The following is a 3,050-nucleotide window of genomic DNA, read 5'->3' on the forward strand; positions in this document are numbered from 1 at the left end:
GAACAAGGTATCCAAGGCGAGCAAGGACCTCAAGGTGAGCAAGGACCTCAAGGTGAGCAAGGACCTCAAGGTGAGCAAGGACCTCAGGGCGAACAGGGGCTTCAAGGTGAGCGAGGGCTTCAAGGATTCAGTTTTCCGGTAACTACAGCTGTACTAAAAAGCACACTTCCACAAATTATAGAACCTAATCAAAATATACATTTCAACCTTACATCAAACATAAATAACATACATTTCAATGCAACAGATACTATCATAATCCTTGACGATGGTGTTTATGTCATTGACTTTTCAGCTTCAACAATATTTTCGGGATCAGCTCCCTTCGGCTTTGGCATTTCCATTAATGGCAACATACCTGCGGATAACTTTTCTGCAAATGCAATTGGAAGTTCAATTACATTTACAACAATTGAGACTTTAAAAGCTAAAACCACGATTGCGATTCAATCTACTACTAATACAATTACCATTCCCGAAACAGGCGACACTACGGTTAGACTCTCTATCTTCCGCATTCATTAAAGGATCTCTCTTGTATAAAAAAAACTTCCGTCAGCGGAAGTGTACTGCCCGTTCATGCAGAAGAAAAAAATAAAAAGAGCGAATTTCTCGCTCTTTTTATGCTATGTATTATAGTTTTTTCTACTCTAATTCAATTGAAACATTTTTCTGTGGAACGAATGTAGAAATAGCGTGTTTATAAATAAGCTGTTGCTTACCTTCTGTTTCCAATAACACTGTAAAGTTATCAAAACCTTTTATTAATCCACGAAGCTGGAAACCGTTTAATAAGTACAGCGTCACAAACGTATTTTCTTTACGGAGTTGATTTAAAAACTGATCTTGAATATTGATTGATTGCTTCATGTCGAATCCTCCTCTTTTTCTCTACTTACTTATTATTCGACTTTAGTTGTAGCTTTCCTTCTATGTATCCCAAAATTTCTGCTGTTTTTTCACCAGCGGTTACATCAAACCAATTAACATCCATTTTGTTACGGAACCATGTTAATTGACGTTTTGCATAGCGACGTGAGTTCGTCTTCAATTGTACTATGGCTTCTTCAAGCGAAACATGCCCTTCGAAATAATCATATAATTCTTTGTAACCAATCGCTTGAATAGATTGGCAGTTCTTGACCTCATTTTCATATAAAGCCTTCACTTCTTGCAATAATCCTTGCTCAACCATAAGATCAACACGCAAGTTGATGCGATCATATAACATTTCCCGATCCATAGTCAAGCCAATTAACGAAACATCATATAGTAACTCATTTTCCTGTTTTTCAAGTTGATTACTCAGCTTTTCCCCTGTCATACGGAAAATTTCTAGAGCTCGAATAACACGTCTTACATTATTCGCATGAATACGATTCGCACTTTCTGGATCCACTTCTTGCAACTTCTTATGTACATATTCTACACCATGCTCTGTCGCCAGTTGTTCTAGTTCCTTCCGATATTCAGGATTTCCAGCTTCATTTGTAAACTGATAATCATATAAAACCGATTGTATATAAAGACCAGTACCACCAACAATAATTGGTAGTTTCCCGCGTTTTGTAATTTCGCGAATATAACCTCGAACCAGCTCTTGAAATTCCGCCACAGAAAATGGGTCTTCTGGATCTTTAATATCAATCATATAATGCGGAATTCCTTCCATCTCTTCCTTTGTTACCTTAGCTGTCCCGATATCCATCGTACGATAAATTTGCATCGAGTCCCCACTAATAATTTCACCATTTAACGCTTTTGCAAGATCAATACTTAATTTTGTCTTTCCCACCGCAGTCGGTCCGATAATGACAGCAACTTTTTCACGCTGCAGTTCTCCCATATACTTCAACTCTCTTTATGTAATCTTATCCACCTAATCATTATATCCAATCTTACCAATTTTAATAGTTATAATGCAAGTTCTTTAAATACGGTAAATGAAATTCCAAAATAAGAATGGCAATCCCCTAACCAATGCATCTTCCACTACTGCTTAAAGTTTCACTTTATATTTCACGACCGCTTTGAATCTTGAGATGTGTGCTTTGCGAACCACAAACCTTGATCGGAATAAAATTGACATAGTTTGCCCAACGATTCATATATATGATAAAAAATAAGATCGGAGAGGATATAATGAAAACTGGACAAGCTACCATTAATTTTTCTACATTAACAGAAGAACTCATTTTAGCAACAGCAGTAAAAGAAAAAAACTGTTCGCAAGAAGAATTATTTTTCGCTTTAAACTGCTTACTACGTTCTTTCCACACATTATTAGAGCACCAAACTTTAGATGAAGTAACGAAAAAATATGCGCAAACCCAATTTTGTAGCGCTTACAAAATTATTACAGGAAAAACTATATATCCATTTTAACTTATAAAAGGCTGTTAAGAATATCCTAACAGCCTTTTATGCACGCGCGGACGCTCTCTTCCATCTAAAAAAAGAATTCTCTATGTATGTTAAAATCCCAACAGATGCGCTATGACTATGCAAACAAAAAGAGAGTTCGACCCATATTCTCCCTTTGTTTGAAACAAGGCATGGGGCCAAAAAAGGCCCTGACCGCTTCTACCCTCAGGCGGATCCTCTTTCCCATCTAAAAAAGTATGTTGTTCATTTTGATTTATGTTTATAAAAAACAAAAAACCAGCTCTCAACATATGAGAACTGGCTGAATTTTTAGCAGTCATTAATTATTTTAAAACTTTCACCTTAACAGTTTTGCGTCCCCATTTATTAGCTGCTGCGTCAGAGCCAACTAAAACGTCGATACGGTTACCTTTAATTGCACCGCCAGTGTCACCAGCGATTGCTTCTCCATATCCTTCTACCCAAACTTTTGACCCTAATGGAATCACTTTCGGGTCAACAGCAATCATCTTCATGTTTGGATTCGCTGTTAGATCATGACCCATTGCCGTTAATACACGACCACCATACGTGCCATTTTCGCTCGGGTGAGCTGTATATGCTGTAGCTTCAACTGTTAGTTCACGACCACCAGAAGGAGCGTTTGTTTCTGCTGCTTTTACAGC

Annotated in this window: 5 protein-coding genes; 2 read left to right on the top strand and 3 right to left on the bottom strand. The window is 37.4% G+C overall.

The features are described 5' to 3' along the window. A partial coding sequence (locus CN373_RS24785) for a Gly-Xaa-Xaa repeat protein (RefSeq protein WP_133116051.1) occupies positions 1–525 on the top strand: 525 nt, incomplete at its 5' end. A 120-nt stretch (positions 526–645) separates the two neighbouring features. Here the strand turns inward: CN373_RS24785 and hfq are convergent. Then, entirely contained in the window at positions 646–870 is a 225-nt protein-coding gene (gene hfq, locus CN373_RS24790) for an RNA chaperone Hfq (protein ID WP_000813896.1), read from the bottom strand. Positions 871–895: 25 nt separating this feature from the next. After that, complete coding sequence (miaA, locus tag CN373_RS24795; RefSeq protein WP_000504290.1) at positions 896–1,846, bottom strand: tRNA (adenosine(37)-N6)-dimethylallyltransferase MiaA; 951 nt, start codon at positions 1,844–1,846, stop codon at positions 896–898. Positions 1,847–2,142: 296 nt separating this feature from the next. On the opposite strand from miaA, the gene CN373_RS24800 reads away from it, so the two are divergent. Continuing rightward, positions 2,143–2,385, top strand: coding sequence for a hypothetical protein (locus tag CN373_RS24800; RefSeq protein ID WP_000847912.1), 243 nt, complete (start codon positions 2,143–2,145; stop codon positions 2,383–2,385). Positions 2,386–2,708: 323 nt separating this feature from the next. Here the strand turns inward: CN373_RS24800 and CN373_RS24810 are convergent. After that, positions 2,709–3,050 (bottom strand): 3D domain-containing protein (locus tag CN373_RS24810; protein WP_205753385.1); only part of this gene is annotated, 342 nt, incomplete at its 5' end.

The organism is Bacillus cereus (assembly GCF_002561295.1).
In the GTDB taxonomy this organism is placed as follows: domain Bacteria; phylum Bacillota; class Bacilli; order Bacillales; family Bacillaceae_G; genus Bacillus_A; species Bacillus_A cereus_S.

What these genes read in the sequence shown, in the direction of transcription:
- hfq (WP_000813896.1), bottom strand. Translation starts at nt 870, where the DNA reads ATGAAGCAATCAATCAATATTCAAGATCAGTTTTTAAATCAACTCCGT.
- miaA (WP_000504290.1), bottom strand. Translation starts at nt 1,846, where the DNA reads ATGGGAGAACTGCAGCGTGAAAAAGTTGCTGTCATTATCGGACCGACT.
- CN373_RS24800 (WP_000847912.1), top strand. Translation starts at nt 2,143, where the DNA reads ATGAAAACTGGACAAGCTACCATTAATTTTTCTACATTAACAGAAGAA.